Source organism: Variovorax sp. CF313, from assembly GCF_000282635.1.
Lineage (GTDB): Bacteria > Pseudomonadota > Gammaproteobacteria > Burkholderiales > Burkholderiaceae_C > Variovorax.
Map to the genome: position 1 here is coordinate 54,976 of NZ_AKIW01000053.1, position 25,049 is coordinate 80,024.

At 68.4% G+C, this 25,049-nt stretch carries 22 protein-coding genes; 16 read left to right on the forward strand and 6 right to left on the reverse strand.

Annotated elements, in window-relative coordinates:
* Positions 1-324: 324 nt before the first annotated feature.
* The 6 genes from PMI12_RS14635 to PMI12_RS14660 all read left to right on the forward strand — a co-directional run bounded on the left by PMI12_RS14635 (position 325) and on the right by PMI12_RS14660 (position 7,162).
* Positions 325-2,628, forward strand: a complete 2,304-nt coding sequence (locus PMI12_RS14635; protein ID WP_007833749.1) for an alkaline phosphatase family protein — start codon at positions 325-327, stop codon at positions 2,626-2,628.
* On the forward strand, positions 2,625-4,061 hold the full coding sequence (locus PMI12_RS14640; RefSeq protein ID WP_007833750.1) for a cytochrome-c peroxidase: 1,437 nt from the start codon (positions 2,625-2,627) through the stop codon (positions 4,059-4,061). The genes PMI12_RS14635 and PMI12_RS14640 overlap by 4 nt, the downstream gene beginning before the upstream one ends.
* Before the next feature lie 11 nt (positions 4,062-4,072).
* The gene (locus PMI12_RS14645) at positions 4,073-4,696 is read left to right on the forward strand and encodes a hypothetical protein (protein WP_007833751.1); all 624 of its coding nucleotides are present in this window, start codon (positions 4,073-4,075) and stop codon (positions 4,694-4,696) included.
* 4 nt (positions 4,697-4,700) lie between these two features.
* A complete protein-coding gene (locus tag PMI12_RS14650; RefSeq protein WP_007833755.1) occupies positions 4,701-5,591 on the forward strand; it encodes a 2OG-Fe(II) oxygenase in 891 nt (296 codons plus the stop codon).
* Positions 5,592-5,698: 107 nt separating this feature from the next.
* Complete coding sequence (locus PMI12_RS14655) at positions 5,699-6,274, forward strand: PadR family transcriptional regulator (RefSeq protein WP_007833756.1); 576 nt, start codon at positions 5,699-5,701, stop codon at positions 6,272-6,274.
* A 54-nt stretch (positions 6,275-6,328) separates the two neighbouring features.
* On the forward strand, positions 6,329-7,162 hold the full coding sequence (locus PMI12_RS14660; RefSeq protein ID WP_007833757.1) for a siderophore-interacting protein: 834 nt from the start codon (positions 6,329-6,331) through the stop codon (positions 7,160-7,162).
* A gap of 54 nt (positions 7,163-7,216) precedes the next feature.
* Here PMI12_RS14660 and PMI12_RS14665 read toward each other — a convergent pair whose 3' ends face one another.
* Entirely contained in the window at positions 7,217-8,194 is a 978-nt protein-coding gene (locus PMI12_RS14665) for a magnesium and cobalt transport protein CorA (RefSeq protein WP_007833758.1), read from the reverse strand.
* A gap of 22 nt (positions 8,195-8,216) precedes the next feature.
* The gene (locus PMI12_RS28760; RefSeq protein ID WP_157632202.1) at positions 8,217-8,549 is read right to left on the reverse strand and encodes a hypothetical protein; all 333 of its coding nucleotides are present in this window, start codon (positions 8,547-8,549) and stop codon (positions 8,217-8,219) included.
* 18 nt (positions 8,550-8,567) lie between these two features.
* Here PMI12_RS28760 and mutS point away from each other — a divergent pair, with 18 nt between their 5' ends.
* From mutS to PMI12_RS14680, 3 genes are read left to right on the forward strand one after another with little or no spacing between them, the layout of a single operon-like run.
* Positions 8,568-11,216, forward strand: coding sequence for a DNA mismatch repair protein MutS (gene mutS / locus PMI12_RS14670; protein ID WP_007833760.1), 2,649 nt, complete (start codon positions 8,568-8,570; stop codon positions 11,214-11,216).
* A 28-nt stretch (positions 11,217-11,244) separates the two neighbouring features.
* A complete protein-coding gene (locus PMI12_RS14675) occupies positions 11,245-12,084 on the forward strand; it encodes a proteasome-type protease (protein WP_042673444.1) in 840 nt (279 codons plus the stop codon).
* Positions 12,085-12,104: 20 nt separating this feature from the next.
* Complete coding sequence (locus tag PMI12_RS14680) at positions 12,105-12,905, forward strand: alpha/beta fold hydrolase (RefSeq protein WP_007833765.1); 801 nt, start codon at positions 12,105-12,107, stop codon at positions 12,903-12,905.
* 15 nt (positions 12,906-12,920) lie between these two features.
* Here PMI12_RS14680 and PMI12_RS14685 read toward each other — a convergent pair whose 3' ends face one another.
* Positions 12,921-14,393, reverse strand: a complete 1,473-nt coding sequence (locus PMI12_RS14685; protein ID WP_042673446.1) for an amidase — start codon at positions 14,391-14,393, stop codon at positions 12,921-12,923.
* A 122-nt stretch (positions 14,394-14,515) separates the two neighbouring features.
* On the opposite strand from PMI12_RS14685, the gene PMI12_RS14690 reads away from it, so the two are divergent.
* From PMI12_RS14690 to PMI12_RS14710, 5 genes are all read left to right on the forward strand, one after another.
* Complete coding sequence (locus tag PMI12_RS14690) at positions 14,516-15,769, forward strand: RNA polymerase sigma factor (protein WP_007833771.1); 1,254 nt, start codon at positions 14,516-14,518, stop codon at positions 15,767-15,769.
* A 47-nt stretch (positions 15,770-15,816) separates the two neighbouring features.
* A complete protein-coding gene (locus tag PMI12_RS14695) occupies positions 15,817-16,197 on the forward strand; it encodes a YciI family protein (RefSeq protein WP_007833772.1) in 381 nt (126 codons plus the stop codon).
* 94 nt (positions 16,198-16,291) lie between these two features.
* On the forward strand, positions 16,292-17,095 hold the full coding sequence (locus tag PMI12_RS14700; protein ID WP_007833773.1) for an SDR family NAD(P)-dependent oxidoreductase: 804 nt from the start codon (positions 16,292-16,294) through the stop codon (positions 17,093-17,095).
* Between the two features lie 62 nt (positions 17,096-17,157).
* Positions 17,158-17,754, forward strand: a complete 597-nt coding sequence (locus PMI12_RS14705; protein ID WP_007833774.1) for a GNAT family N-acetyltransferase — start codon at positions 17,158-17,160, stop codon at positions 17,752-17,754.
* Positions 17,755-17,826: 72 nt separating this feature from the next.
* Positions 17,827-18,531 (forward strand): response regulator transcription factor, encoded by a 705-nt coding sequence (locus PMI12_RS14710; protein ID WP_007833775.1) that lies wholly within the window; start codon positions 17,827-17,829, stop codon positions 18,529-18,531.
* A 31-nt stretch (positions 18,532-18,562) separates the two neighbouring features.
* Here the strand turns inward: PMI12_RS14710 and PMI12_RS14715 are convergent, their stop codons facing one another.
* Positions 18,563-20,539, reverse strand: coding sequence for a YadA family autotransporter adhesin (locus tag PMI12_RS14715; RefSeq protein ID WP_007833776.1), 1,977 nt, complete (start codon positions 20,537-20,539; stop codon positions 18,563-18,565).
* Between the two features lie 105 nt (positions 20,540-20,644).
* Between PMI12_RS14715 and PMI12_RS14720 the strand changes: the two genes are divergently transcribed.
* Complete coding sequence (locus tag PMI12_RS14720; RefSeq protein WP_007833777.1) at positions 20,645-22,531, forward strand: sensor histidine kinase; 1,887 nt, start codon at positions 20,645-20,647, stop codon at positions 22,529-22,531.
* A gap of 13 nt (positions 22,532-22,544) precedes the next feature.
* Here PMI12_RS14720 and PMI12_RS14725 read toward each other — a convergent pair whose 3' ends face one another.
* A complete protein-coding gene (locus tag PMI12_RS14725) occupies positions 22,545-23,369 on the reverse strand; it encodes an undecaprenyl-diphosphate phosphatase (RefSeq protein ID WP_007833779.1) in 825 nt (274 codons plus the stop codon).
* Positions 23,370-23,516: 147 nt separating this feature from the next.
* On the opposite strand from PMI12_RS14725, the gene PMI12_RS14730 reads away from it, so the two are divergent.
* Positions 23,517-24,398, forward strand: a complete 882-nt coding sequence (locus tag PMI12_RS14730) for a hypothetical protein (RefSeq protein ID WP_007833781.1) — start codon at positions 23,517-23,519, stop codon at positions 24,396-24,398.
* Here the strand turns inward: PMI12_RS14730 and PMI12_RS14735 are convergent.
* Entirely contained in the window at positions 24,390-25,046 is a 657-nt protein-coding gene (locus PMI12_RS14735; RefSeq protein WP_007833783.1) for an aspartate/glutamate racemase family protein, read from the reverse strand. The genes PMI12_RS14730 and PMI12_RS14735 overlap by 9 nt on opposite strands.
* Positions 25,047-25,049: the final 3 nt, after the last annotated feature.

Here is a 25,049-nt window from a genome sequence, read left to right on the forward strand (position 1 = left end):
TGGCTCGCGATCACGCCGCCGCCAGTGTCGGCTCGCCCCGCGACGGCCGCATTTCAGGTGCGCGGCGCGCCAAAAAGTCAGGTGGCAGTCAGGCCTCCCTGCACGCCGTTCGTTTCGGCTTTTCCTGTGCTTCTTTCGACGTGGTCAGGTCGCGGGGCCTCGCTAATTCGCTGCTAAGTCTTCTGCCTTTTGACTGACATGCGGCGCTCCTAGATTCATCCGCGATCCGCAGTGCAAGCGCAGCCATCGGCTGCGCTGCTGCTTCACGCTCCCCTCCACGCTCGAAAGAAGAAATTGAAAGCCATTCAAAAAATCAGATCCGGCTTGCTGTGTCCCACCCTGACCGTGCTCGCAGCTTCGCTGCTGGCTGCGTGCGGAGGCGGAGGCGGCGGCTCGGGGCCGGTTGCATTCCTCCCGCCGCCCGCGAGCCAGCCCGCGGGCTCCGGCAACACCACCTTCAGCGGCGTGCTCGCCGCCACCGCCTTCAAGGCCGGCAGCAGCACCGATCCAGTGATTGCGGCCGGCTACTACGCAGGCGCCACGGTCTGCGTCGACAGCAACAACAACGGCCGCTGCGACAGCGGCGAGCCCGCCGCCGTGACCGATGCCAACGGCAAGTTCAGCCTCTCGCTGTCCGCCGCGTCCGCGCTCATTGCCGACATCGGCACCAACGCGAAGAACACCGCCACCAACGCCAGCGTGCCCAGGCGCGAAGTGCTGCGCGTGGCGCTCGACCAGGTGAAGGAGCAAGGCACGGCCGTGGTGGTGAGCCCGCTGTCATCCGAGGTCGCGCGCCTGATCGAAGCCAACGGCACGAGCTACGCAGTCGAGAAGCAGAACTTGGCCACGCGCCTGGGCGTGCCGGTCGACGCCCTGCTTGCCGACTTCAATGCCGCGGCCGCCAATGTGCAGACCGCCTTGCTCGGCGAGGCCAATGCGCTCAACAACCGCTTCGCCTACGCGACCACCAAGCTTGACCGCGGCGACCTGTACCCCGACGCGCTGGCCAACCCCGGCGGCGACCCGCGCCTGAGCGGCATGGCGGGCGTGACGGTGGCGACGGCAGGCGTCGCGGACAACCGCAAGCCCATCACCTTCCTGCAGGCGCAGCAGGCCGCATTCAACGTCGAGGGCATTCCGCGCTACGACAACATCTTCATCGTGATGCTGGAGAACAAGGCCACGATGTCGATCCTGAACTCGGCCTACGCGCCCAAGATCAACGGCTACCTGAAGGCCGGAAACCAGCTGGTGAGCTACTACGCCACCGGCAACCCGAGCGAGCCCAACTACACGGCGCTGGGCGGCGCGGACGACTGGGGCATCAGCGACGACAGCCAGTGGAACTGCGACGCGACCGGCGCCAATGCGGTGCAGGACACGCCCGTGCCCGACAACACACAACCGGGCCTGGCCAAGTCGCCATTCGCGGCCACCTGCACGCAGGCCGCCGCGGTGAACCACAACATCGTCGGCAAGCCGAACCTCTTCAACGCGATCACGAGCGCCGGCCTCACCTGGCGCACCTACAGCGAGTCAATGAACCCGGGCCAGGACTTCCGCACCGACAGCGTGGCCGACGCCGCCGTCACCGCGAAGGACAACGTCTACCCGCCCGGCACGCTCGGCGGCAACAACGCGACCATCGGCGACGCCACACTCACGCTGCCGCTGCCCGCGGGCCTGTACAAGACCAAGCATCACCCCGGCATGGCCTACCAGAACGTGCGCAGCGCGCCCGAATGGAAGTACAGCAACCGCACCATGGGCGGCGGCCAATGGGATGCGGCGCTGAAGAACAGCACCGACTACGCCATTCCCGCAAGCTACGACTACGACCAGCTCGGCACCGACCTGGCCAGCGGCAACGTCGGCAACCTGAACTTCCTGGTGCCCGACCAGTGCGACGACATGCACGGCATCAGCGTGAAGGGCGCCGGCGGCACCGGCACCGCGAGCGACTGCAGCAGCGTGGCGAACAACGTGTCGACCACGGCCGTCTCGCCGATCATCACGCGCGGCGACAACTACGTGGACTTCACGGTCAAGCGCATCCAGGCTTCGCCGCTGTGGAAGAACACGCACAAGCGCGTGGCGATCGTGCTGATGTTCGACGAAGGCAGCGCCACCAGCGGCTTCAATTCCTGCTGCGGCTGGAACGTGGCCAACAGCACCGTTGCCAACCCGATCAAGCAGAACGCGGACGGTACCTGGTCGGTCGATGCCACGATCAACAACTACACCAAGGGCAACCGCGGCCACGGCGAGAGCATCTTCGGCATCCTGACCAACCAGCCCGACGCGCCCAAGGGCGTATCGGACAGCGATGCCTACAGCCACTTCTCGTTCGTGCGCACGCTGCAGGACATGTTCCAGCTGGCCGACCCGGCGGTCGACGGCTCGTACATGAACCGCTCGAAGTACACCGAGGCCTTCATCGCCCAGAACATCATGAACCTGCCGGAGTACGCGGGCAGCGCGGACACGCACTTCGACAGCGTGCGGCCGATCAACCACGCCTTCGTGATCCCGGCGAGCTACACGCAGAAGCAGTCGGGCGACGTGTCGACCGCCGCGCAGGTCGGGCCGGATGCCAACCAGTTCAACGTCTGGTCGCTGAAGCAATGAGCGAACGCCGTTCGGGCCCGAAGGGGCCGGCGGTGACGCGCGCCGGCTGGGTCGGGCTGGCGGTGCTGGCCGCAGCAGGCGCGGCGGGCGGTGCGCTCGTTTCCTGCGGCGGCGGTGGCGGGGGATCGGCGGCCGCGCTGCCGACCGCCTCCGCGCCCGTCACGGCGGCGAGCGCGCCCGCGGCGGCGCCCGCTTCCGCCAGCACGCTGAGCCTCGCGGCGCAGGTGGGCCAGAAGATGTTCTTCGACAAGAACCTCTCGGGCTCCGGCGCCATGTCGTGCGCGAGCTGCCACGACCCGGCCCATGCGTACGCGCCGGCCAACGACCTCTCCGTGCAGCTCGGCGGCGAGCGCATGGACAAGGCCGGCCTGCGCGCAGTGCCCTCGCTGCGCTACAAGGACATCACGCCGCCCTACGCCGATCTGCTGGACAACCCCGACGGCATCAGCGCGCCCGGCCCCGGCGGCGGCTTCGCCTGGGACGGCCGCGCCGACACGCTGGCCGCGCAGGCCCGCCTTCCGCTGCTCGATCCGCTGGAGATGGCCAACGCGAGCAGCACCGACGTAGTGAAGAAACTGCAGGCGGCCGACTACGCACCGCTGGTCGCCAAGGCCTTCGGCGCGAAGGTGTTCGACGACAGCGACGCCGCCTTCGCCAGCGCGCTGCAGGCCCTGCAGGCCTACCAGCTGGAGGACAAGAGCTTTCACCCGTACAGCAGCAAGTTCGACCTGTACGCGGCCAACAAGATCGGCGGCACGCTCACGCCGGCGGAAACGCGAGGGCTGAAGGTGTTCACCAACCCGGCCACCGGCAACTGCGCCTCGTGCCACTACCAGGGCGCGGGCCTGAACGGCAGCTCGGCGCTGTTCACCGACTTCTCGTACGAGGCGATCAGCGTGCCGCGCAACGCGGGCATTCCGGCCAACGGCGACCTGAAGTATTTCGACATGGGCGTGTGCGGCCCGATGCGCACCGACCACGCGCCGGCCGCACCCAACGCTGCGAACGGCTTCTGCGGCATGTTCAAGGCGCCGACCATGCGCAACGTGGCGACGCGGCAGGCCTTCTTCCACAACGGCGTGATGCATTCGCTGGAGCAGGTCGTGCGCTTCTACAACACGCGCGACACGCAGCCCGAGCTGTGGTACCCCACCGTCGGCGGAACGCCCAAGGCGAAGAACGATCCCGGCTTTCCGGCGTACGGCCTCGTCACGACGCAGTACACGGGCGGCAAAGTGCAGAAGTACGACGACCTGCCGGCTGCCTACGCGGCCAACATCGACACGCAACTGCCGATGGACGGCCGCGCCGCGGGCTCCGCGCCTCCCATGTCCGAGCAGGACATCGCGGACCTGCTCTGCTTCCTGAACACCCTGAGCGATGCGGACACGGCACCGGCCACGCCCGCGAAGCCGGGGGCGTGCGTCAATTGATTTGCCTACACATGAACAACAAGATCCTTTGCGCGGCAATCGGCGCCGCCACCCTGGCCGCACTCACGGGCTGCGGCCCGCAGCAGCCCGAAGCCGACCTGCCGAACCTCACGGCCGCGATGAACGCCTACCTTGCGAAGAAAGGCGACCTGTGCCTGGGCAAGACCCAATGGCCCATCGACGTGCCGCAGCGCGAGGCAGGCACGCGCGCGCGCAACGCGGTGCAGATGCCGGTGCTGGAACATGTCGGGCTGGTGAGTGCGTCCACGGCGAAGGTCGAGAACGACAAGGAGGCCGGCGAAATCGAGGTCACCCGCTACGCGCTGACCGACGAAGGAAAGAAGTACTTCCTGGTGCGCAAGAACCAAGGCGGCCAGAGCGGCCAGGGCGACTTCTGCGCCGCTCACCTGACGCTCGACAAGATCGTCGGCTGGGAAGCGCGCAAGGACGCCAAGGACCCGGCCGAAGTCGTCGTCACCTACACCTACAGGATCGATGCCGCGCCCTGGACGGGCAATGCCGACGTGCAAAAGGCCTTTCCGATGGTCGACCGCGTGGTGCGCGGCGCCGGCACCATGCAGCTGAAGCAGAACTTCAAACGCACCGGCAACGGCTGGGTTCCGGCGGAAGTCTGAGCCGATGGATGCGGTGCTGCGTTTCTCGCCCGCGCTGAGCGACTGGGTATTGCACAACCTGCGCCAGGGCTGCGCCCCCGCGAACGTGATCAAGGCCATGCGCGCGCAAGACATGCCGCCCGAGGCCGCCAGGACCATCGTCGATGCCTTCGTGTTCGCGCTGCGCACCGGAAGCCCGGTGCCTGTCGATTCGGTAACGGTAGCGCCCCTCTACCAGTACGAGCCGCCGCGGCTGCCGCCGGGCGCGTCGATCCGCACCACGGACCGGCTCGTGCGCGTGGCCGCGCGCGCGGCGCAGCCGGCCATGGCTGTGCTCGACGACGTGTTCGACCCGCAGGAATGCGAAGAGCTGATCGCGCTCGCGAGGCCCCGGCTGGCGCCATCGACCACCGTCGATCCGCTGTCCGGGCGCGACCTTGTCGGTGAACAGCGCAGCAGCCTGGGCATGTTCTTCCGGCTGCGCGAAAACGCCTTCATCGCCAGGCTCGATCAGCGCGTGTCGGAGCTCATGAACCTGCCGGTGGAAAACGGCGAAGGCCTGCAGGTGCTGTGCTACCCGGCCGGCGCGCAGAGCATGCCCCACTTCGATTTCCTGGTGCCGTCGAACGCAGCCAACAAGGCCTCGCTGGCACGCAGCGGCCAGCGGGTGAGCACGCTCGTGAGCTACCTCAACGAGGTGGAGGAAGGCGGCGAGACCATATTTCCCGAATGCGGCTGGTCGGTGCCGCCACGACGCGGCAGCGCGGTGTACTTCGAGTACTGCAACAGCCTCGGGCAAGTGGACCATGCATCGCTGCATGCGGGCGGACCCGTGCTGCACGGCGAGAAATGGGTGGCGACCAAGTGGATGCGGCAGCGGCGCTTCGTGGCCGCTGGAGAGGCTTCGGACGGCTGACTCGCGGCGATGGGCGAGCCGCCTTCCGTGTGGTCTGGGGTATCGGTTTGACTTTATTTTAGATATATCTAAAATAATTTCGATGTACATCATGAAGGATGCTCGCCATGAGACATTTCCACTCCAGCCATCACCACTGCCGCACCGCCCGCGGCGAACATGAAGACGGCCTTTCCGGCGGGCGCGGACAACACCGCGGCGGTGGCCGTGGCGGCGCACGCGTGTTCGGCCACGGCGGCCTGCGCTTCGTGCTGCTGCAGCTCATTGCCGACAAGCCGGCCCACGGCTACGAACTGATCAAGGCCATCGAAGACCGCCTCGGCGGCAGCTACGCGCCGAGCCCCGGCGTGGTCTACCCCACGCTCACGCTGCTCGAGGAAATGGGCTACCTCAGCGTGGAAGCCGGCGACGGCAGCGGCCGCAAGCGCTACAGCGTCACGGCCAGCGGCCAGGAATTCCTCGCTGCGAACCGCGAGATGGCCGACGCCATGATGGCCCGCATGAGCGGCGGCGTGGACGGCGCCGGCCCGCGCGGCGGACGGCCGCCGCAGGTCACGCGCGCCATCGAGAACCTCAAGCTCGCAATGCGCATGCGCCTGTCGGGCGCCGCGATGACCGAGCAGCAGGCGCATGAATTCGCCGCGGTGCTCGACGCCGCGGCCCAGCAGATCGAAAAGATCTGAGCCTGCGCCCTCCCCCGAATCTCAACCCGTCCTGTTCACCACAGGATTCCTGCAATGACTGACTCCAGTAACTCATCCGCCTCCACCGCGCCCGACCGCATGCCGCGCCGGGTGCGCCACGACCTGCGCTTTCGCCGGCTCACGGTGAAAACCGCGCGGCGCGTGACGCCGCACCTGATCCGCATCACCCTCGCGGGCGACGACCTCGCGGGCTTCACCAGCCCCGGCTTCGACGACCACGCGAAGATCTTCTTTCCTGATGCCACCGGCAAGCTCACGCTGCCCACGGCCGGCCCCGAGGGCCCGATCTGGCCCGAAGGCCGCCCGACCATGCGCGACTACACGCCGCGCCGCCATGACGCCACGGCCGGCACGCTCGAAATCGACTTCGCGCTGCACGAAGCCGGCCCCGCCACGCAATGGGCCGAGCAGGCCAGGCCCGGCGACGTCGTCGGCGTGGGCGGCCCGCGCGGTTCGTTCATCGTGCCGACCGAATTCGACTGGCACCTGCTGATCGGCGACGACACCGCCCTGCCCGCCATCTCGCGCCGCTTGGCTGAGCTGCCGGCCGGTGCGCGCGCGGTGGTGCTGGCGGAAGTCGACAGCGAAGCCGACGAGATTCCGTTCGACACGAAGGCCGAGCTCACGCTCAGGTGGGTGCACCGCCGCGGCACCGAACCGGGCCTGAGTCCTGTGCTGCTCGACGCGCTGAAAGCGATGCAGCTGCCGGCCGGCGACTTCCATGCATGGGTGGGTTGCGAATCGGCGATCGCCAAGGCGCTGCGCGCGCACCTCGTGGGCGAGCGAGGCGCGAACCCGAAATGGACACGGGCCTCGGGCTACTGGCGCCGCGGCGCGATCGCCACGCACGACACGCACGACGAGTAAGGTCTTGCTCCTTCCCCTCCCCGGGGAAGGAAAAAAACCGGGGCAGCCCCGCCCTCACAGCCAGCCGGCGCGCTTGAACCGGTAGTAGAGATAGCCGCAGGTGCCGGCGATCAGCCCCAGCGCCACCGCATAGCCGTAGCGGAATTTCAGCTCCGGCATGTTCTCGAAGTTCATGCCCCAGATGCCGGCGTAGGCGGTGCACACCGCGAAGATGCTGGCCCAGGATGCAAGGCGCTTGGTGACTTCGCTCTCCTCGATGGTGACCATCGACAGGTTCACCTGGACCGCCGTGCCGATGGTGTCGCGCATGGCGTCGATCGAGCCGTTGATGCGCCCCAGGTGGTCGCCCACGTCGCGGAAGTACTCCTGGGAACTCATGCAGATCTGGGGCACCCGCCCGCCGTGCAGCTTGCTGGCCGCCTCCAGCAGCGGCGCCACCGCGCGCTTCAGGATCATGCTGCGCCGCTTCAGGTCGTACAGCTGCTTGATCTTGTCGCGCGCCACGCCGCCCTGACCGAAGATCTGCTGCTCGATGGCCTCGAGCTCCACCTCCAGCGCGTCGATCACCGGGAAGTAGCGGTCGACCACCGCGTCCATCAGCGCATACAGCACGAAGCCCGCGCCGTTGCACAGCAGCTCGGGCTCGCGTTCGCAGCGCTCGCGCACGCCCAGAAAGCCCTGCTTGCTGCGGTTGCGCACCGACAGCACGTAGTTGGTGCCGACGAACACGTCGACCTCGCCCACGTTCGTGCAGTGCTCGCCCTCGGGCGAAGGCTCCACGAGGTGCATGACGACGAAGAGCGAATCGCCGTACTCCTCCACCTTGGGGCGCTGGTGGCCATGCTGCGCGTCTTCCACCGCGAGCGGATGCAGGCCGAATTCCTGCTGCATCTCGGCCAGCTCCCCTGGCGTGGCGTCGCTCAGTGCCACCCAGACAAAGCACCCCGGCCGGCTGATGTATTCGCTGATGTCCTCGACCGGAATGTCGGCGAGCTTGGCACCGTTTTCATAGGCCACGCAGTTGATCAGCATCGGTACCCCACAAAGTTCGCAGTCATAAGCTGCCAATGGTGCCATGCGGGCGAAGGAGTACGCATTCGGGGAAGCGATCCACGGCAGCTTCAGAGAAGACGCCGAGACCCGAGAAAAGCAGGCTCATACGGCGGACCGGCATGTCGTCGAACTCGGGCAACCGGCTCGAGGCGGTCTGGACGCTGGAAATCGAGATCGCCCCCCCGGGAATCGCTCTGACGCGCGAGCAGACAATCCGGGTGTCCTGATGGCCCTGCGAAAGGGTGGCGCCGGGCAGGCCACAATAATGGGTTGATCTTTCGCCGCGTTGCCCCCAGGGCAACGCCGGACAGCCTCTTTTCTCCATGTCATCCATGGCTTATGCAGACAACCAATGACGGACAAAACACAGTTGGCGGCAACTGATCTTTCGGGCCACACGCCGATGATGGCGCAGTACCTCGGCCTCAAGGCCAACCATCCGGACACCCTGCTGTTCTACCGGATGGGCGATTTTTACGAACTCTTCTGGGCCGACGCCGAGAAGGCCGCGCGCCTGCTCGACATCACGCTCACCCAGCGCGGCCAGTCGGCCGGCCAGCCGGTGGTGATGTGCGGCGTGCCCTTCCATGCGGTCGACACCTACCTCGCGCGGCTCATCAAGCTGGGCGAATCGGTGGCCATCTGCGAGCAGGTGGGCGAGGTCGGCGCCAGCAAGGGGCCGGTGGAGCGCAAGGTGGTGCGGGTGGTCACGCCCGGCACGCTGACCGACTCCGAACTGCTCAACGACAAGAGCGAATCGCTGCTGCTCGCGGTGCATGCTGGCTCGCGCAATTTCTGCGGACTGGCCTGGCTCAGCGTGACAGGTGCCGAACTGCGGCTGGCCGAATGCCCGGCCGACGCGCTCGAAGCCTGGATCGCGCGCATCGCGCCGAGCGAGCTGCTCTACAGCGCCGAAGTGACGCCCGCCTTCGAGCAACGCCTGAAGGCCGCGCGCGCCACCACGCCGTTCACGCTGTCGCTGCGACCGGCGTGGCAGTTCGACGGTGGCCTGGGCGAACGCAAGCTCAGCGAGCAAATGGGCAGCAACAGCCTCGCCGCCTGGAACGCGGAGTCGCTCACCAACGCGCACGCCGCGGCCGCCGCGCTGCTGGGCTATGCGGAGCACACGCAGGGCCGCGCGCTCTCGCACGTGCAACGCCTCTCGGTCGAGCGCGACGGCGACCTGATCGAGCTGCCGCCCACCACGCGGCGCAACCTCGAACTGGTGCAGACGCTGCGCGGCGAAGACTCGCCCACCATGTTCTCGCTGCTCGACACCTGCATGACGGGCATGGGCAGCCGGCTCCTGAAGCGCTGGCTGCTTTCGCCGCGGCGCGACCGCTCCGAGGCGCAGGCCCGGCTCGAAGCCATTGGCGCACTGCAGGCCACGGTGCTGGGAGGCACGGCTGCACCCTGGCGCACGCTGCGCGAGCAGCTCAAGAACACGAGCGACGTGGAACGCATCGCCGCGCGCATCGCGCTGCGCCAGGTGCGACCGCGCGAACTGCTGGCGCTGCGCCTGGCGCTGTCGAAGGCAGAACAGCTCGCGCCGCTGCTGCCCGGCGCCGCCGCACTGCTGGCCCGGATCGCCGAACGCCTCGCCCCGCCACCGGGCTGCGCCGACCTGCTGGCCAGCGCCATCAAGCCCGACCCATCCGCGCTGGTGCGAGACGGCGGCGTGATCGCCACCGGCCACGACGCCGAGCTCGACGAGCTGCGCGCCATCAGCGAGAACTGCGACGACTTCCTGCTGAAACTCGAGATCAGCGAGCGCGAGCGCACCGGCATCAGCAACCTGCGGGTGCAGTTCAACCGCGTACACGGCTTCTACATCGAGGTGACGCAAAGCGCGCTCTCCAAGGTGCCCGACAACTACCGCCGCCGCCAGACGCTGAAAAATGCCGAGCGCTTCGTCACGCCCGAGCTGAAGGCCTTCGAGGACAAGGCCCTGAGCGCGCAAGACCGCGCGCTGGCCCGCGAGAAATGGCTGTACGAGCAGCTGCTCGACGCGCTGCAGCCCTCGGTGCCCGCGCTCACGCAGCTGGCCGGCGGCATCGCCACGCTCGACGCGCTGTGCGCACTGGCCGAGCGCTCGCACACGCTGCACTGGCGCGCGCCCAGCTTCGTGGCGCACCCGTGCATCGAGATCCAGCAGGGCCGCCACCCGGTGGTGGAGGCGCGGCTGGCAGAGAAGTCGTCGGGCGGCTTCATCGCCAACGACACGCAGCTTGGGCCGCAGCAGCGCATGCAGGTCATTACCGGTCCCAACATGGGCGGTAAGTCGACGTACATGCGGCAGGTGGCCATCATCGTGCTGCTGGCCTCCATCGGCTCGCACGTGCCGGCGGCCGCCTGCCGGCTCGGGCCGATCGACGCGATCCACACCCGCATCGGCGCGGCCGACGACCTTGCCAACGCGCAGTCGACCTTCATGCTCGAGATGACCGAAGCCGCGCAGATCCTGCACAGCGCCACGGCCCAGTCGCTGGTGTTGATGGACGAGATCGGCCGCGGCACCAGCACCTTCGACGGGCTGGCGCTGGCCGCGGGCATTGCGGCCCAGCTGCACGACCGCAGCAAGGCCTTCACGCTGTTCGCCACGCACTATTTCGAGCTGACCGAGTTTCCGGCCACGCACCATGGTGCGGTGAACATGCACGTGAGCGCCACCGAGGCGGGCCGCGACATCGTGTTCCTGCATGAAATGCAGCCCGGCCCGGCCAGCAAGAGCTACGGCATCCAGGTGGCGCGGCTCGCGGGCATGCCCGCGGCGGTGGTCAACCATGCGCGGCAAGCGCTGGAAGCACTCGAATCGCAGCATGCGCAAACTCGTGCACAGGTCGACCTGTTCGCTCCGCCCCCGGTAGCCGAAACGCCGCTGGCCAGCGCCGTAGAATCCGCGCTGGCTGCGCTCGACCCCGACACCATGAGCCCGCGCGAGGCGCTCGACGCCTTGTATGCCCTTCAAAAACTGAATAAACGTGAACTCGGCGCCGCATGACCGGGCACCGTTCATGCAAGATGAACTCATGACTTACTGCGTAGGCATCAAACTCAACGCCGGCCTGGTGTTTCTCTCCGACTCGCGCACCAACGCGGGCGTGGACCACATCAGCACCTTCCGCAAGATGATCGTCTACGAGCAGCCGGGCGACCGCGTCATGGTGCTGCTGTCGGCGGGCAACCTGAGCATCTCGCAGTCGGTGCGCGAAATCCTCCAGATCGAGGAACTGCGCGAAACCCGCGAGGACGGCACGCAGGGCGACCCGATCACCATCTGGAACGCCAAGAGCATGTTCGATGCCGCGCGCGTGCTGGGCTCGGCGGTGCGCCACGTGTACGACCGCGACGCCGAAGCGCTCAAGCATGCGGGGCTGGACTTCAACGTGTCCTTCATCTTCGGCGGGCAGGTCAAGGGCGAGGGCATGCGCCTGTTCCTGGTCTACGCGGCGGGCAACTTCATCGAAGCGACCACCGAGACGCCCTACTTCCAGGTCGGCGAATCGAAATACGGCAAGCCCGTGCTCGACCGCGTGCTCACGCCAGAGACCCCACTCGACGAGGCCGCCAAGTGCGCGCTGGTGTCGATGGACTCGACCATGAAGTCGAACCTGTCGGTCGGCCTGCCGCTCGACCTCGTGGTGTACGAGGCCAACAAGCTCGAGACCGACCGCGTGATCTGCATCGACGCCGACAACCCCTACTACCGCATGATGCACAACAGCTGGGGCCAGAAGCTGCGCGAGGTGTTCGACAGCATCGAAGATCCGGTGTGGGACGACAGCCATACCGAGCATCCTCTGAAGATGCCCGCCACGCGGCACAGCGCGCTGCGCAAGATCTCCACGCCCGACGAAAAACTCATCTGAAGCCCGGTGCGGCTGTGGTGATGCCTCCCGTCGTCTTCTCGCACGGCAACAGTTTTCCCGCGAGCACCTACCGCGTCGTTCTCGACAGCCTGCGCGACCGCGGCTTCGAGGTCGACGCCATCGAGAAGTTCGGGCACGACCCGAAGTATCCCGTCACCGACAACTGGCCGCACCTCGTGCAGCAGCTGGCCGACTTCGCGCAGCAGCACGCCGGCCGCGCCGGCAGACCGGTGTTCCTGGTCGGCCATTCGCTTGGCGGAATCCTGAGCCTGATGTGCGCGGCGCTGCACCCGCAGCTCGCTTGCGGCGTGGTGCTGCTCGATTCGCCGATCCTCAGCGGCTGGCGCGCGAACACGCTCAATGTGGTCAAGCGCACGCCCCTCATGAAGAGCGTGTCGCCCGGCGCCATCAGCCACCGGCGCAGGAACAGCTGGGCACACCGGGAGGCGGTGTTCGAGCACTTCCGCAGCAAGAAGGCTTTTGCCAAGTGGGACGAGCAGGTGCTGCACGACTACATCGACCACGGCACCTTCGAGGGGGAAAACACGCGCGAGCTGAGTTTCGACCGCAACGTGGAAACGGCCATCTACAACACCTTGCCCCATAACCTCGGTGCCCTGCTGCGCCGCCACCCGCCCAAGTGCAAGGTGGCCTTCATCGGCGGGCGCCAGTCGGTGGAGATGAGGCAGGTAGGCATGGCGATGACCGAGCAAGTCACCAAGGGACGCATCGCGATGCTCGACGGCGGCCATCTGTTTCCCATGGAAAAGCCGCTGGCCACCGCCGCTGCCATCGAGGCGGCGCTGCGCAACCTGCTCTGAGCGGCCGCCGCGCCGTCACTCTTCGGCAACGTGCGCCCCGGGCCGCCTGCCCGAATTCCATTGGCCCCCGAGCGCCCGCTCGACCTGCGCCGCCAGCTGCAGCAGCAGCCCGTCGTTCGCCTGGGCAGCCTGTGCCTGGATGCCCAGCGGCAGGCCGTTGTCTTGCGCGGCCATCGGCAGCGAGATGCCCGGCATGCCGCACAGATTGGCCAGCGGCGTGTAGGCGAAGTTCTGCCAGAGGTTGGCGAACCAGTCGTATACCGATGGGTTCGTGCTGGTCGTGAGGTACTCGCTGGTGCCCACCTTCGGCGTGGGCAGCGCGGTGATGGGCGTGAGGATGATGTCCCAACGCTGGAAGAAGTCGCCGAAGGCGCGCGAAGTGGTGTTGAACACCGCCTGCATCTTCGCTCGCTCGGTGTACGAAGTGTGCAGCCCGGCTTCCCAGATCTTGATGTTGATCGGCTCCAGCAGCTCGGCCGGCGGGCGCTCCAGCCCCAGCCGGTGCAGGTGGCCGTCGATGACCTGCGCGAAGTTGCTGATGTAGCAGGTGGTCTGGGCGTCGAAGGCGGCCTTGAAGTCGACCGCCGGCAGCACCCATTCCACGTGATGGCCCAGCCCCTCGAGGAACTTGCCGACACGCTCCAGCTCGGCCACGAAATGCGGCGTGGCGCGGAAGTCGCCCCACTCATGCGACAGCGCGATGCGCAGCCGGCCCGGGTCGCGCCGGATGAGCTCGCTGTACGGCTCGGCCGGCGACCAGAAGGGCATGAACTCGCCGGGCGCGCCGCCGCGGCAGTGGTCGACGAAGGCGGCCGTGTCGCGCACGGTGCGGCTGTGGCAGCCCTGGATCGACACCAGCCCCGAAAGATCGGACAGCCCCGGCGCCAGTGAGAACACGCCGCGCGACACCTTCAGCCCGATGTTGCCGTTCACGCCCGCCGGAATGCGGATGGAGCCACCGCCGTCGGTGGCATGCGACAGCGGCAGCACGCCGGCGGCCACGATCGCCGCCGTGCCGGCCGACGAGCCGCAGGTGGTGTATTCGAGGTCCCAGGGGTTGCGCGTGACGTGGAAGGCGTTCTCCGCCGAACTGCACACGCCGAACTCCGGCGTGGTGCTGCGGCCCACGATGTTCAGCCCCGCCCTGCGCAGCTGCTGCGTGAGGAAGCTGTCGGCCGCCGGGCGATGGCCCTGCATCATCATCGAGCCGAACTCCTGCAGCCGGCCCTTCAGCGTGGGGCCCAGGTCCTTCATCAGGTAGGGCAGGCCCGCGAACACACCTTCGGGGTTCATGCCGTCCTTCAGCGGGTCGGCTACCACGTCGTCGAAAACCTCGACGACTGCGTCCAGCTGCGGGTTGACCTTCGCGATGCCGGCTGCGGCCTGCGCGGCCAGTTCCGCCGCCGTCACGTCGCCCTTGCGCACGCGTTCGGCCAAACCGATTCCGTCGTGATCAGCCCATTCGCTCCAGCTCATTGCCAACGTCATTTCGCGGTGCTCCATTTCTTGTTCGTCGAGGAAAGTGCGTCCGATTTTGCCGAGCGTGTCGGCGCGACGCATACTCGTGCGTCCTTGGGTGAGCAGGAACGAAGGACAAGCAAGCGCGCCGCATGACCGACGACGACACCGCCTGGATCGCCACCACGTTGACCGCCTCGCGCCCGCGCGCGGTGGCCGCGCTGCTGCGCTACTTCCGCGAGCTCGACATGGCCGAGGAAGCTTTCCAGGAAGCCAGCCTGCGCGCCCTGCGGCACTGGCCCGCGAGCGGCCCGCCGCGCGATCCGCTGGCCTGGCTGATCTTCGTCGGGCGCAACGCGGCGCTCGACGAGGTGCGCCGGCGCGGCCAGCACGAGCCGCTCCCCGAGGACGACGCGCTCGTTTCCGACCTCGACGACACCGAGGCCGCCCTGGTCGAGCGGCTCGACCAGGCGCACTACCGCGACGACGTGCTGCGCCTGCTCTTCGTCTGCTGCCACCCCGAGCTGCCGCTGACGCAGCAGATCGCGCTGGCATTGCGCATCGTCTCGGGCCTGTCGGTGCGGGAGATCGCGCGCGCCTTCCTGGTCGGCGAAAGCGCGATGGAGCAGCGCATCACCCGCGCCAAGAAGCGCGTGGCCTCGGCCGGCATTCCCTTCGACACGCCGGGCCGGCGCGAACGCGACGAGCGGCTGGCGGCCGTGTGCACCACCGTCTACCTGCTCTTCAACGAAGGCTATTCGGCCAGCGGCGGCGAGGAGCACGTGCGCACCGCGCTCTGCGAGGAGGCGATACGCCTTGCGCGGCTGCTGCTCGAACTGTTCCCCGGCGAGCCCGAGCTGATGGGCCTGGCCGCCCTGCTCCTGCTGCAGCATGCGCGCGCCGATGCGCGGCTGGATGCCGGCGGTATGGTCGTGCTGCTCGAAGATCAGGACCGCGCACGCTGGAACCGTGCGCTCATCGCCGAGGGGCTGGCACTGGTCGAAGGCGCGCTGCGGCAGCGCAGGCCCGGCCCCTACCAGCTGCAGGCCGCCATCGCCGCCACCCACGCGCAGGCCGCGCACGCCGGGGACACGGACTGGGCCGAGATCGACCGCCTCTACGCCGCGCTCGAAACCCTGCAGCCATCGCCCGTCGTCACGCTGAACCGCGCGGTGGCGGTGCACAAGCTGCACGGGCCGCAGACCGCGCTGGCGCTGACCGAACCGCTGGCCGGCGCGCTCGACGGCTACTTCCACTTCCACGGCCTGCACGGCGCGCTGCTGATGCAGCTGGAGCGCGCCGACGAAGCCCGCGCCGCCTTCGCACGCGCCCTCGGCATGGCCCGCACGGCAGCGGAGGCCGCGCACATCCGCACGATGCTCGACCGCCTGGGCTCGCCCGGCTGACTCCATCCATCCCACCCGCCACGAACCACGGAAAGAAAAGGAAGACCATGCTCTATTCCATCCTCATCTACGGCTCCGAATCCGCGGTGGCCGCCTGGGAGCCCGGCGTCGAAGAGGAAATGCTCGAACGCCACACCGACCTGCGCGAAGACCTGCACTCGCAGGGCCGGCTCGGCACCGTGCTGCGGCTGATGCCGAACGTGGCGACCACCGTGCGCCAGGCAGGCGACATGCACCCGCTGGTCACCGACGGGCCCTTCGCCGAGACGAAGGAACAGCTCATGGGCATCTACATCGTGGAGTGCGAGTCGGTCGAGGAAGCGACCCACGCCGCGCACCGGCTGGCCTTCGAGGGCGGGGTGTTCGAGATCAGGCCGGTCACCTGGTACGACCCGGGGGTGATCGCGGCGCGCATTCCGCAGGTCTGAGAAAAAAACTGATCGGCGATGTCGGATCGGGCCGCCGGTCCGCGTCCTTGGTTGGAACGCCCGCATGTCGCGGGCGGCAATCCGAGGAGAAGCGATGTCGCAGACGTTCAGCAACAAGTGCGTGGTGGTTCACGGTGGCAGCGGTGCCATCGGCGGCGCGGTGGCCCGCGCCTTCGCACGTGAAGGCGCCAGGGTGTTCATCACCGGGCGAAACCGGGCCAGGCTCGATGCGGCGGTGCGGGCCATCGAGGCCGAGGGCGGGCGCGCCGAGGCCGCCATGGTCGATGCGCTCGACGAGCAGGCCATGATCCGCCACGCCGCCGAGGTGGCCGAAAGCGCAGGCGGCATCGACATCGCGCTCAACGCCATCGGCGTGACGCACGTGCAGGGCACACCCCTGTCGGCGCTGGCGCTGGAAGACTTCTTCCTGCCCGTGCAGGCCTACACCCGCGGCTGCTTTCTCACGGCCAAAGCCGTGGCGCCGCACATGGCGAAGCGCGGCGGGGGCGTGGTTCTTTCGGTGTCCACGCCGGCCTCGCGCCTGCCGGGGCCGGGCTACCTGGGCCACGCGGTGGCCTGCGCGGGCGTGGAGGCGCTTTCGCGCCACATGGCGGGCGAGCTGGCGGCCTTCAACATCCGCACCGTGTGCATCCGCTCGCACGCCATTCCCGAGGCGGTGACGGCAGGCTCGCACGCCCGCGAGGTGTTCCGCCCGGCCGCCGAGAGCATGGGGCTCACGGTGGAACAGATGCTCGCGGCCAAGCCGCCCGGCCTGCTGGTGCAGCGTCTGCCCTCGCTCGACCAGATGGCGGCCGCCGCACTGTTCGCGGCCTCCGAAGGTGCGGGCGCGATGACGGGCGCTGTGCTGAACCTGAGCGGGGGTGTCACGCTGGACTAAGGTGTGGTCAGGGCGGGCTCCCTAGAATCGCCCGGGTCATTCCCGAACCTCGCCGATTCCGCATGCAGCCTGAATTTCCGTCAGCGCCCGCGCTGGCCGACGCACTGATCGTCGACCCGTTCTATCTCGCGATCTCCGTCGATTTCGAGCACGACATGCCGCAGCGCAAGGCGGTGCTCGCCAACTACTTCGCCTACTCGCTGGGCGAGGCCGCGCGCACTGGCCGCTACCTCGCCGCCGAAGACGCCCGGCTCGGGGCGGCGGCCTGGCTGCTGCCTCGCGCCGATGCGATCGATGCGGCCGAGTCGGCGGCGAAGAGCGACTACCTCGCCAGCGCGCTGGGCGCGCGGGGCCTCGGCAACTACCGCCGCATCGTCGATTTCATGGCCGCGCGCTCGCCGGACATGGCGCCGGCGCATGCCTGGTACCTGTCGATCCTCGGCATCTCGCCCGATGCACAGGGGCGCGGGCTGGGCGCAAAGCTGCTGGCGCCTACGCTGGCCGAGGCCGACGCGGCGGGCGTGCCCTGCTTCCTGGAAACCTTCACGCCGCGTAGCGTGGCCTTCTACGAGCGGCTGGGCTTCCGCGGCGAGGCGGAGCACCTGGAGCCGGTCACGAATTCGACTTACCTGATCATGTGCAGACCTACCCGACAATAGTTGGCAGCAAGTCTGGAAAAATAAGCAAATACCTTGCGCCCGGCTCGCCGGCCTGGCCGAAGAATCCGCCGCATGCCCCCCTTTCCGACCGAAGACGCCGAACCCGTTTCGCTGAGCCCCACGCTGATCGTCGAGGACGAGCCGGCCATGCAGGAGCGTCTGCGCTACGTGCTGTCCACCCTCGGCTGCGACGAGAACCGCATTTCGGTGACCGACAGCGTCGCCGGCGCCCGGCAACTGCTCGACAAACAGGGCTACGGCGTGGTGCTGGTGGACATCGGCCTGCCCGACGGCAGCGGGGTCGAGCTCATCGGCTGGCTGCAGGCGCACCACCCGGGCGTTCCGGCGGTGGTGATCTCGGCCTGGCGCACGGAGGAAATCATCTTCGCAGCCCTGCGCGCAGGCGCCATCGGCTACCTGCTCAAGGAGCGTGACGACATCGAGCTGGGCATCGCGCTGCGCAGCATCGAACAGGGCGGCGCGCCCATCGACCCGAGCATCGCCCGCCACATCCTCGCCTGGCTGGCGACACACCAGCCGCCGCCGGCCGAAGCGGCGGTGCAGGCCTCCGGCAAAGCACCGGCCGCGCTCACGCCCCGGGAGCGCAAGATACTGGAGCTCGTCTCGCAAGGCCTGAGCAACCGCGACATGGCCGAATCACTGTCGATCTCCAGGCTGACCGTGGAATGCCACACCAAGAACATCTACCGCAAGCTGGCCGTCAGCTCGCGCACCGAAGCCGTCTTCGAGGGCCGGCGGCACGGCTTGCTGCGCTGACCTGACCCGCGCCGGCCTTCTTCCCTGCCCTTCACCATGCATAGCCCGCCTGAACGCGGGCGGCAATTCGGTTGCTGCTGCCGCTGCTGGTGGCCGTGGACACACCCAGCCCCAGGTTCAGGTTGTCGTTGACCTGGTAGCCGAAAGCGAAGCCGATGGCGGATGCGCCGGCGTAGTTGCCCGCGGCGGCCCCCATCCACTTCCTGCCTGCCGCAAGCGTCGGCATGGAGGGCATGGCGAGCGCCGCTGCAATGCCCTTTGCGGCAAAGGCATTCGCCTGGCTGGTCGCGCTGCTCACCGCCTGCTGCATCTGGTTGACGTTGACGGCGTCGGTGCCTAGCACGCCGGGCGCAACATTCGCAATGCCGCGCAACTGCCCGGTGGCCGCGTTGCCCACCGACACGGTGTTGTCGCGATCGGCCACCGAGCCCTGGCCCAGCGCGACCGCATTGCTGCCCGAAGCCAGCGTGTTGGCCCCGACCGCCACGGCGTTGTTGCCGGTGGCCACCGCGTTGTTGCCTACGGCGGTGGTGGGATCGGCCAGCGCCCTGGCGCCTGCACCGATGGCGACCGAGCCGGCATGGCGGGCCTCGGCGCCGCTGCCGACGGCGGTGGTGCTGTCCCCGTTGGCCGTGGCATTGGTGCCCATCGCCGTGGCGCCCGCACCGGTGGCCTTGCTGCCCGTGCCGCAGGTCACGCTGCCTCCGCTGAAGCTGCACAGGCCGTTGGCGAAGGCCTGATTCATGACGCTCTGCAATGCGGCCACCTGCTGCACCGTGAAGCTGTTGGAGGTCGCCACGGCGCCTTGCTCGGCCTGCTGGACCTGCCCGACGTTGGCGGCATCCGTCATGGCCGTGCCGGCGCGAACGTTGCTGAGCGTGGTTCCCGCGCCGCCGTTGGCATTCAGGCTGACGGTCGCGCCACCCGGACCGTACTGGACCGAGTTGTTCGCCACGCCCAAGGCAGTATTCGCCGTGCCCTGGGCCGCTGCTGCCGCAGCCTGGGCTCCGTTGGCCGTGGTCTGGGCCGTGCTCGCGTTGGCGAGCGCGGTGTTCGCCGTTCCTTGGGCAGCAACAGCCGCTGTCTGGGCTCCGTTCGCCATGGCCTGTGCCGTGCCTGCATTGGCAAGCGCGGTGTTCGCCGTGCCCTCGGCCACCGTCGCTGCGGCCAGGGCAAGCCCAGCCATGGCCGTTGCGCCGCTGGCGGTTGCCAGGGCGGTGTCGGCGGTCTCTCGCACCGAGTACAGCTGGCCGCCGTTGACCGCGTCGGTGCTCGTGGCGGTCACCGATCCCGCACTGACGTTGACCAGGCCGCGCGTTTGGCCGGTGGACCCGAAGGAGACCGTATTGGCCGCCGTGGCAACGGAGTTCGCGCCAATGGCCACGCTGCCGCTCGCACCGCTTTCGACCCGACTGCCCGAGCCGATCGCCACACCGCCTGTCGCAAGCGCCGCCGCGCCCGAAGCGCCACCGTTCGCGCCGCCGATCGCCGTGCTGCCATTGCCGGACGCCACTGCGCCTTGGCTGGTGCCAGAGGCGCTCCCGATGGCGACCGCCGAGTTGCCCGTGGCCTGCGCGCCGCTGCCGCCGGCGCGGCCGGGGAAGCCGCAGCAACCGTCAACGCCGGCGCCGCCAGCGCCGACGGCAATGGCGCCGGAAGACGTGGCCTGCGCGCCGCTTCCCCCTGCCCCGCCCGTGCCGCCCGCGATACCTTGCCCCGCGGTTCCACCGCCCCCGATGGCCGTCGAACCATTCGCGGTCGCACTGGCGCCAACGCCGCCCGTTCCACCTATTCCGCCAGCAGTTCCGTTGCTGCCATCGCCACCCGCGCCGATCGCAGTGGAACCGTCTCCTGAGACCGTAGCCGCGGCGCCGCCGGCGCTCGACGACCAGCCGGGTTGGGCGGGGCCTGCGTTGCCCGCGCCACCGGCGGCATAGCCGGCGGCATGTGCGCTTCCCGCGAAAGACAAGGCAATCGCCAGCAGCTGCGCGTGGATCCGGATGGACATCGACTTCTCCCTCCATGAACAACCAAGACAAAACATGGCAAAGTGTGTCTTTTCGTTTTCATCGAGGCCATCCCCGAGAACTGGTAAATGAAGGATCTGGATCGGATGAGGAGCCGGCAGCCCGCATCGCCCGCACAGGCATTGCTTGCCGCGTTGATGGGCGCCCTTCTTTTCTTCCTCCTTGTTTCCATCCCTGCGAGGACGCTCGCGCAGCAGCCCCCACCTCCCGACCTCCGCGTCGAAGCGGTGCGAGGCACGGGCTGGAACGAGACCAGCCCGCCGACCGACGGATGGACGCGCGTCACGCTGCCCGACAGCTGGGCCGAACGCTGGCCCGGCTTCGACGGCGTGGTCTGGTACCGGCTGACCTGGGACCAGCCCGCGCAGACCAACGAAACGGGCCTGCTGCTGCACTACCTCAACATGGCCGGCGAGGTTTCGCTCAACGGCACGCCGATTTCGCGCGACCAGAACCTGGTCGAACCGCTGACCCGCGCCTGGAACATGCCGCGCTACTGGCTGCTGGCGCCGCCGCTGCTGAAGCCGGGCGCCACCAACATGCTGACGGTCCGCGTCTCGGGCCTGTCTGCCTACCAGGCCGGCCTGGGCCCGGTCAGTCTCGGCAGGCCCGCCGCCGTGCAGGCGACCTACGAGCGGGAGCGGTTCGTGCGCCGCGACCTGCAGGTGCTGGGCCTCGCGGTCAGCGCGGCGGTCTCAGGGTTCTTCGCCGCGCTGTGGCTGCTGCGGCGGCGCGAGGCGGCCTACGGATGGTTCGCGCTGATGTCGGTGCTGTGGCTGCTGTTCGGCTACAACCAGATCGCCACCAGTCCCTGGCCGTTTGCCTCCAACCACGGGTGGCAGGCGCTCAACACTTCGCTGCTTCTGGTTTTCGGCGTGTCCTACATCGTCTTTGCGCTGCGCTTCTGCGCATCGCGCATGCCGCGCCTTGAAGCGGCGGCACTGTTGGTCGCGCTGGCCGGCGTGCTCGACCTGTGGCTGGCGAGCGGCCTGGACCTGCCGGTTCACCGCGCCATCTGGACGCTGGTGGGTGGCCTCACGGTCATTGCGGTGAACAGCGCATCGATCGTGCACGCCCTGCGGCACCGCGCGAGCCCGATGCGTTCGCTCGCGCCCTTCATGGCCGTGTCGGCGGCAACGGCAATGCACGACCTGCTGGTGTTCATGCAGGTGATCCACAGCAACATCTACTACACGACCATGTCGTCGTACGTGCTGCTGCTGGGCATGGCGCTGACGCAGGCCGGGCGCTTCGTGAGCAGCCTGAAGCGCATCGAGAACTTCAACACCGAGCTCATCGAAGAGGTGAACACCGCCAAGGCCGAACTGGCCGCCACGCTCGCGCAGCAGCATGCACTGGAGCTGGCGCATGCGCGCATCGGCGAGCGGGTGAACCTCGCGAGCGACCTGCACGACGGGCTGGGCGGCATGCTGGTCGGCAGCATCGCGACGCTGGAACGCAGGCCCGAAGAGCTTTCCGCGCCCGCACTGCTCGCGATGCTCAAGAGCCTGCGCGACGACCTGCGGCTGATCATCGAGGCCGCGGGCCAGCACGACGGGGCGCGTGCATTCGGCGAGCTGCTCGCGCCCTTGCGCCATCGCACCTCGCAGCTGCTCGACGCGAACGGCATCGACTGCCGCTGGCAGGTATCGAACATCGAGACGCTCGAGCTGCCGCCGTCACAGAGCCTCGACCTGCTGCGCTTCCTGCAGGAAGCGCTGACGAACGCGCTCAAGCACAGCGCAGGCCGGCACGTGGACGTGGCCGTGACCCGCACCGGCGCGGGTCTGCAGCTCAGCGTGCGCGACGACGGCCGCGGCTTCGTGGTCGATGGCGCCGACAAGGGCGCGGGTGCCGGACTGCGCAGCCTGCGCGCCCGGGCGCGGCGCCTCGGGGCCGAACTGCGGCTGCAGTCGCGCCCGGGCGAGACGCGGCTGACGCTTCAGGTGCCGCTGGCGGCAAAGGCAAGCTGAGCGCCGCGCAAAGTTACTCCGCCCAGACCACCGCTCCGCTCCACGCGGTGGCCAGCACCACGATGCCGAAGGCGATGCGGTACCAGGCGAACGGAATGAAGTTGTGGGTGCTGATGTACTTCAGCAGCCAGCGCACGCACAACCATGCGCTGATGAACGAGAACACCAGCCCCACCGCGAACAGCGGGAGGTCGGCCACCGACAGCAGCGCGCGCTCCTTGTAGAGGCTGTACACGCCGGCGCCGATCAGCGTGGGAATGGCCAGGAAGAACGAGAAATCGGTCGCCGCCTGCCGCGACAGCCCCAGCAGCATGCCGCCGATGATGGTCGAGCCGCTGCGGCTGGTGCCGGGGATCATCGCGAAGCATTGCACCAGGCCGACCTTGAGTGCGTCCCAGGGCGACATGTCGTCGACATGCTCCACGCGCACCGAACCCGGCGGCCGCTTCTCGGCCCAGAGGATGATGAAGCCGCCGATGATGAAGGTGCTCGCCACCACGGTCGGGATGAACAGGTGCGCCTTGATGGCCTTGCCGAACAGCAGGCCCAGCACCACCGCGGGCAGGAAGCCGATGAAGATGTTCAGCGCCAGGCGCTGCGCCTTCGGCTGCCGGGGCAGCGCGACGACGGTCGACTTGATCTTGTGCCAGTAGACCAGGATCACCGCGAAGATCGCGCCGGTCTGGATGGCGATGTCGAAGACCTTGGCCTTGTCGTCGTCGAAACCGAGCAGCGAGCCCGCAAGAATCAGGTGGCCGGTCGACGAGATCGGCAGGAATTCGGTCAGCCCTTCGACGATGCCCATCACGGCGGCCTTGACCAGCAAAACAATGTCCACGCGCACTCCTTTGAAGAGCGGCCATTATCGCGAGGGAGCAGTCAGGCGCCATTCAGGCTCCCCTGTTCGGGTGATGTTCAGACCCGGTGCGTTGGCACACAGTCGGTCATGTTCGGGCATGTGTGGCGCCCGAAGGAGCCTTGACCAATGCGAACGTTCACGCCCAACAATGGGCTCGAAGAACACGCCTCGACCGCCGACGACCACGGCGAAGACCGCCGGAAGAACGCGCAGGATCTCGAGCGCGAGCAGCGCGCCTCGATGCGGCGGGTGGCCGAGGCCACCGGCGCATCGGCCAGCGAGCTGCAGCAGCTGATGCAGCGGCTGCTCGACATCGACCGCTCGGGCACGAGTGTCGGCATCGTGGCGCAGGGCCATATCGCGGCCGACCGCATGCAATCGGGCATGCCGGTGCTGGACCTCGGCGGCGGCAACATGGCCGAACAGCAGGTCGACGCCATGCAGAGCATCGATTTCCGGCTGCTCGAAACGCTGGACCCGGCGCGCGACAAGAAGTGGTACGCCCGCTGGAAGTTCTGGAGCTTCATCCTCGGTGCGGCCGGCCCCGAGGCCGCGCTCACGCTGCAGGGCCTGGCGCTGCGCCCCACCGAGCCCGGCGATGCGCACGCCGACCTGGTGGCCAAGGCGCGCAAGGTGCTGGAAAGCTGGCGCCGCACCTCCGAGCCGCTGTTCTGGGCAGCCGTCGAGTGCTACGTGCGGCAGCAGTCGTTCTCGCTCGAAACGCAGGCCTACCTGATGCACTGCATCGCCGCCGTGTTCGCGGGCACCCCGATGAAGCTGTCGAACGCGCAGAGCGAGCAGCTCGCGGGCGTGCTCATCGACACCTATTGCGATGCGTTGGGCACCTCGGCGTGCATGCCCTCGGCGGACATCTACCGGCGGCTGTCGCAAGGCCTGGACGCAACCGACCGCGAAACCGGCATCCCCCGCTACCTGGGGCGCAGCGACGCGGCGCAGATCGCGATGACGGTGCTGTTCTCGGTCATCGAAGGCTCGCGCTCACGCTGACCCGGGCCCGATGCGCCGGCGCAGTGCGCGCACTGCGCTGTCGACCGTAGTCAGCACCGGCAGGCCGCTGGCCGTTTCGCAGGCGGCGCGCGCCTGCGCCATGCTGAACTGGGCCAAGGCAATGCGCGTGCAGCCGCGCTTGCTCAGGGCCACGGCCTGCGCGGCGATCAGGGCGTCGTGCTGCTGCGTGTCGCCGGCATTCAATGCGTCGAGCGCGCCTTCGGCCAGCGCGGGTTCGATTGCCGTACCCCGCGGAAACTCGGGCGGCATGGAGGCCAGCGTCGGCGCGAAGGTGGCGATCAGCCCGAGCCGCCCCTGCCCTTGCGCCACCTCGTCGATCATGGCCTCGTTGGGCTTGAGCACCGGAATGCCCGCATGGCGCCGCGCCACCGCCTCGATGCACGGCCCGAAGGCCGAGCAGGTGAAGAGAATGCCCTGCGCGCCCGTGTCGACCGCGTACTGCGCGAGCCGCTGGAAGCGCTCGTGCATGGCGCCGTCGAGCCCCTTGCTGCCGTTGCGCGCGAGGTCGGCCGACAGGCTGTCGTCGAGCAGGTTCATGCGCCGAGCCTCGGGCCAGTCGCGCGCGAAGGCGTCGTTGATGGGCGCGACCGAATGCGACAGGGCGTGGATCAGGGCAATGCGAGTCATGGG

Bases quoted from the DNA above. Each gene is read 5' to 3' on its own strand.
- PMI12_RS14640 (WP_007833750.1), top strand. From the start codon at position 2,625: ATGAGCGAACGCCGTTCGGGCCCGAAGGGGCCGGCGGTGACGCGCGCC.
- PMI12_RS14645 (WP_007833751.1), top strand. From the start codon at position 4,073: ATGAACAACAAGATCCTTTGCGCGGCAATCGGCGCCGCCACCCTGGCC.
- PMI12_RS14650 (WP_007833755.1), top strand. From the start codon at position 4,701: ATGGATGCGGTGCTGCGTTTCTCGCCCGCGCTGAGCGACTGGGTATTG.
- PMI12_RS14655 (WP_007833756.1), top strand. From the start codon at position 5,699: ATGAGACATTTCCACTCCAGCCATCACCACTGCCGCACCGCCCGCGGC.
- PMI12_RS14660 (WP_007833757.1), top strand. From the start codon at position 6,329: ATGACTGACTCCAGTAACTCATCCGCCTCCACCGCGCCCGACCGCATG.
- PMI12_RS14665 (WP_007833758.1), bottom strand. From the start codon at position 8,194: ATGCTGATCAACTGCGTGGCCTATGAAAACGGTGCCAAGCTCGCCGAC.
- PMI12_RS28760 (WP_157632202.1), bottom strand. From the start codon at position 8,549: ATGGATGACATGGAGAAAAGAGGCTGTCCGGCGTTGCCCTGGGGGCAA.
- mutS (WP_007833760.1), top strand. From the start codon at position 8,568: ATGACGGACAAAACACAGTTGGCGGCAACTGATCTTTCGGGCCACACG.
- PMI12_RS14675 (WP_042673444.1), top strand. From the start codon at position 11,245: ATGACTTACTGCGTAGGCATCAAACTCAACGCCGGCCTGGTGTTTCTC.
- PMI12_RS14680 (WP_007833765.1), top strand. From the start codon at position 12,105: ATGCCTCCCGTCGTCTTCTCGCACGGCAACAGTTTTCCCGCGAGCACC.
- PMI12_RS14685 (WP_042673446.1), bottom strand. From the start codon at position 14,393: ATGACGTTGGCAATGAGCTGGAGCGAATGGGCTGATCACGACGGAATC.
- PMI12_RS14690 (WP_007833771.1), top strand. From the start codon at position 14,516: ATGACCGACGACGACACCGCCTGGATCGCCACCACGTTGACCGCCTCG.
- PMI12_RS14695 (WP_007833772.1), top strand. From the start codon at position 15,817: ATGCTCTATTCCATCCTCATCTACGGCTCCGAATCCGCGGTGGCCGCC.
- PMI12_RS14700 (WP_007833773.1), top strand. From the start codon at position 16,292: ATGTCGCAGACGTTCAGCAACAAGTGCGTGGTGGTTCACGGTGGCAGC.
- PMI12_RS14705 (WP_007833774.1), top strand. From the start codon at position 17,158: ATGCAGCCTGAATTTCCGTCAGCGCCCGCGCTGGCCGACGCACTGATC.
- PMI12_RS14710 (WP_007833775.1), top strand. From the start codon at position 17,827: ATGCCCCCCTTTCCGACCGAAGACGCCGAACCCGTTTCGCTGAGCCCC.
- PMI12_RS14715 (WP_007833776.1), bottom strand. From the start codon at position 20,539: ATGTCCATCCGGATCCACGCGCAGCTGCTGGCGATTGCCTTGTCTTTC.
- PMI12_RS14720 (WP_007833777.1), top strand. From the start codon at position 20,645: ATGAGGAGCCGGCAGCCCGCATCGCCCGCACAGGCATTGCTTGCCGCG.
- PMI12_RS14730 (WP_007833781.1), top strand. From the start codon at position 23,517: ATGCGAACGTTCACGCCCAACAATGGGCTCGAAGAACACGCCTCGACC.
- PMI12_RS14735 (WP_007833783.1), bottom strand. From the start codon at position 25,046: ATGACTCGCATTGCCCTGATCCACGCCCTGTCGCATTCGGTCGCGCCC.